The following is a 4,046-nucleotide window of genomic DNA, read 5'->3' on the forward strand; positions in this document are numbered from 1 at the left end:
ATACATTAACACCGAAGACGGGCTGGTCGTATCAATCACCTCGTATCGAGACTTTTGGTACAAGGGCCTGAATTTTATAGGTGCCAACATCATCGAACTAGGCACACTTCTCAAACAGGTGGCAGATGATACCGAGACGACCGTCGCGTTCGATGATGGCGACGTAAAGAGCTGCTATGACTTCACGGACCTCGGCCTCCAAATATGGGCCAGTCGCGGAATTATTACGTCGGCAACCTGTAGCAACTACAAGGAATGACTTTCCCTAAACTTAGTTGCCCAATGTGATTTTGACCTGCGCGATTGGTGACAAGCGCATCGCTGACTCCAAATGCTCCGGCGACAAGTGCGCATACCGCATGGTCATCGTGATCGACGAATGCCCCAGGATCCGCTGCAGCGTGAGGATGTCCCCTCCTCCCATCATGTAATGGCTCGCAAAGGTGTGGCGAAGGATGTGGGTCAGTTGCCCTGGCGTCTGGAATCCGCAGCGCTCATAGGCGCAACGGAAGGCGGCGCGGCAGGACATGAAGAGGCGGCCGGTTCCAGGCATGCCCACCTTGAACATCAGTTGCTCCAGTTCGGCCGGGATCGGCACTGACCTGCTCTGACGGTTCTTGGTCCGGTGGTAGTGGACCTTTCCCCCATGCACAGCCCCGCGGGCGATGCTCTCGGCTTCTTCCCAGCGGGCACCTGTTGCGAGGCACAGGAGAGCTACCGGGTACGTATGGTTGTTCGTGCTGGCCTTGCACTCCTCGAGGAGCTGGGCGACCTGATCCAGGGTGAGGAAGGTCAGTTCGACCTGATCGGTCTTGATCTGCCGGACATTGGCCAGCGGGTTCGCCTTGTGCCACGAACCGAGACGGATCAGTTCTGAGAAGATGGCCGACAGGTAACGCTGTTCATGGTTGACCGTCTCCGGCTTCACCTCAGTCAGACGACGTTGCCGGTAACGTGCCCACGCGAGCGAATCGAACTCAAAGGCCTGCGGATCTCCAAGGCGTTCAGCCAATGCTTGGCAGCGAGCCAGGCGCTGTTTGCCATCCTTCAGGGTGCAGCCGTGGAGGTCGTACCAGACCTTCACCAGATCCGAGAGGCGATCATCCAGCGGGCGGCCTGTCTCGCCCAGGACGGTGAAGAAGTCCTGTTCGTAGCGAATGGCTGCGGACTTGGTGGCGAAGCCCTTCTTGCGGATCCTGCGACCGGAGCGGCCGTTCTCGTAGAAGTCAGCCGTCCACGTCTTCCCATCCTTGCGCGCGGTCATATCGCGTAGCCCCGCCTGATGTAGCGATCGTTGATCAATCCGATGACGTGCTTTTCGAGGTCGCGAGTGCTGTAGCCCTTGGCGGTGTAGTGGTCTTCGATCACATGCCAGAAGGGAAGCGTTCTCCCGACCTCAAGCGCTTTTTTTGGTGGGATGCGCTCCCGTGCAATCAGGCTGGCGAACTGGCCCAGGAACATCTCGCAGTTCTTGCCGGAGAAGCCCTGCGCGGTCTTGTAGTAGCGGCGGTACTCGGTGCGCTCGATGAGCGGATCGGCTTCCACCTGGACCTTGGTGTCGAGGCTGATCAGCGACCAGAAGGCGTCGAAGATCCCTTCCCGGGAAATGAGCTTGTAGTTGTCGCAGGCGTACTGCCAGAGACCTTGCAGGTGCGGGCAGAGGCCCTCATAGGTGCGGCAGCCGATCACCTCGCCAGAGGTCATCGTGGAGCCTTCGGAGAACTGCTGGATGATCGAGTGGTGATAGCGGAACTCGATGCGCCATACCGTTTCCAGCGGGTTGAAGGCGGGTTCGCCATCGCCGAAAGGATCGCCGTTCAGGGAGGCCCACACCGACTCCCAATAGTCGAGCTTGTCGGTCGCTCTCGCCTGCAGCGTCTTGTTGTAGAGGCACATCTGCAGGCCATTGGCCGAGCCGAACATGAAGGTCTCACCACGCCCATAGACCGAGGCGTTGCCGTCGTACTCGATGCGGTCGATGCCGCTGATCTGGCGAACACGCCGGGAGCGGCAGTGCATGCGATCCACGAAATCTGCCGGTGGAGTCCAGCCCTGGACGTCGAGGGCGATGTGGACGGCGCACTGGTTCACCTCGCAGGCGGAGAGAACGCCTGCGCCCAGGTCATCCATTACGCCCTGCAGGATCTTCGGATCGGCACCATCCAGGGCGTGGGGCGACACCTCAATCTTGAGGTGCGGGCCGATGTTCTCCAGCTTCACGTTGTGGTTCTTGATCAGCAGGATCAGGCCCATGTCGGCGTTCTGCAGGCGGTACTGGTAGCCCGAGTCCCGACCGATGCGGCCCTTGGCCCACTTGTAGCCGGCGAAGTTGACGATGTCTTCCGGCTCATCGAACAGCGCCATCACTTCCGGGCGGATCATGCCGTTGTACAGCTGCCGCACCGTATCGACGCCACAGCGCAGCAAGCGCACACCCGACAGGTCGGCGAATCTGCCGTTGCTCGGGTCCATGAAAATCCGTCCTTCGGACGACTCATAAAAATCCCCGGTCTCCTTGAGGATCAGGCGGAGGGGGTGAACTGCCTTTTTCATTCTTTCGTACCTTCAATGAGGTTTATTGAGGTGCTTACTCGTTAGCTATCCGACGTGTTACAGGGTCGTCGGCCGCGCCTTCGGCCTACCGCTCGTGCCTGGCGCTCCCGGCCGGCGGCGCGTCTCGCCGACTCAAAACGGAAACGCCGACACCGGCTGCATGACCTGCAGGGCGGTGAGGAAACCGAGCGCATAGGCGAGTGCAAGCAGCCCGAGGGCGTTGATCAGGCCGTGTAGGGTCATTGGGTCCTCCAGGGGCGTGCCGGGTATTCGGAGTCGGGGACGATGGTGAGCGTGGGCTGTGCGGGTGCTGGCGGTGCGGTAGCGGCCATTGCGGGCGCGGTGGCAGGCATCTGCGCCGGCTTGGGGAAGGCTCCGGCACACACGATGGTTTCGTGGTACTCACCGTAGGAGAGCTCGGCCACGCATTCGGAGCGGGCCTTTACGCCGTAGCCGGACTCGCCCATCTGCCAGGAATTGAGCATCAGCCGGCGCCCTTCGGCATCGGTGATGACGAACATGTACATCTCGCGCTGCATGCCCTTCACCAGCCCTTTCACGCGGGCCGCCACTGCGATCTGCCGGCCCGCGAAGGGATGCTCAGCTAGTGGAAGAGCCGGAACACCTGATTGGCCAAGAACAGCACCAGCATAAAGAGCGCGATTCGCAGCAACAGGCGCTTGAGCAGGTACAGCAGGCCCTTGAGGATGAGCCGAGCCAGCCGGCTGAGGATCGGCTGGATCAGGCTTTTGCTGAGCCCCGCCACCGACGACCTTGAGAGGTCCCATATAGCTGACAAAGCCAATAGTGCCGGCCAGCAGTGCCAGTAGAAGAACCAACTTAGGCGACCGGAAGAGACTCTTGCCGGCTTTGGTGTCCTGGGTCTTGCCGGTGGCGGTGGACTGGTAGAGGCGGAAGGTCTGCTTTTTGATTCGCTTGTATTCGACGATGGTGCCGTCTGCAGGTGGTCGGTTGAGCTGGGCGTCATGCTGGGCCTCCTTGTAGCGACCAGGGATGCCGATCACTGCGAGGTTGGAGTGCTTGTAGGCCATCTCGCAGGTCATGCGGATGTCGTCGCGGATGTAGCTGATGTTCGGCGTCGTCAGGACGATGTCCCAGTTGAAGTGGCGGTGCCGGGTCCAGGCATCGAGCCAGCCCATGGGGCGGTCGGCTTCGTGTGCCGCTTCGGGACCACCGGGGAAGTCGAACTTCTCCAGATCGCGTTCGCGCCAGGACTTGGGGAACAGCAGCTGGGTTTCGTCGAAGATCAGGAACGCGCCCCGCGGTGCCCACTGGAACCACGTCCGCATCTTTTCGAGGTCGGCCAGCGACTCCAGATCGAGGTTGATGATCTGCGCGGTGTTGGGCAGATCTGGGAACACGGTGTAGGCCCGTTCCAGGGTGAAGCCCCGGACGTTGGTGATGATGACGCGGCCGTCCTTGAGCGCGGGGACGGCATCGTCCTGGATCGCGCCGGAGGTTTTGTACGAGCC

General features: G+C 61.0%; 4 protein-coding genes. 1 reads left to right on the forward strand and 3 read right to left on the reverse strand.

From position 1 onward, the window contains the following. The coding region (locus tag FAS41_RS31085) for a hypothetical protein (protein ID WP_218939149.1) at positions 1 to 259 on the forward strand (259 nt) is incomplete at its 5' end. A 12-nt stretch (positions 260 to 271) separates the two neighbouring features. Here the strand turns inward: FAS41_RS31085 and FAS41_RS30320 are convergent. From FAS41_RS30320 to FAS41_RS30330, 3 genes are all read right to left on the reverse strand, one after another. Then, positions 272 to 1,264 carry a phage integrase gene (locus FAS41_RS30320; RefSeq protein ID WP_138526962.1) on the reverse strand — a complete coding sequence of 331 codons (993 nt, stop codon included), beginning with the start codon at positions 1,262 to 1,264 and terminating at the stop codon, positions 272 to 274. Next, positions 1,261 to 2,553 carry a hypothetical protein gene (locus FAS41_RS30325; protein ID WP_138526963.1) on the reverse strand — a complete coding sequence of 431 codons (1,293 nt, stop codon included), beginning with the start codon at positions 2,551 to 2,553 and terminating at the stop codon, positions 1,261 to 1,263. The genes FAS41_RS30320 and FAS41_RS30325 overlap by 4 nt, the downstream gene beginning before the upstream one ends. Before the next feature lie 239 nt (positions 2,554 to 2,792). Then, positions 2,793 to 4,046, reverse strand: a 1,254-nt coding sequence (locus FAS41_RS30330; RefSeq protein WP_138526964.1) for a zonular occludens toxin domain-containing protein, incomplete at its 5' end; no start/stop codon positions are given.

The sequence above is a fragment of the Pseudomonas nicosulfuronedens genome, assembly GCF_005877905.1.
Classification (GTDB): domain Bacteria; phylum Pseudomonadota; class Gammaproteobacteria; order Pseudomonadales; family Pseudomonadaceae; genus Pseudomonas; species Pseudomonas nicosulfuronedens.

What these genes read in the sequence shown, in the direction of transcription:
- FAS41_RS30320 (WP_138526962.1), bottom strand. Translation starts at nt 1,264, where the DNA reads ATGACCGCGCGCAAGGATGGGAAGACGTGGACGGCTGACTTCTACGAG.
- FAS41_RS30325 (WP_138526963.1), bottom strand. Translation starts at nt 2,553, where the DNA reads ATGAAAAAGGCAGTTCACCCCCTCCGCCTGATCCTCAAGGAGACCGGG.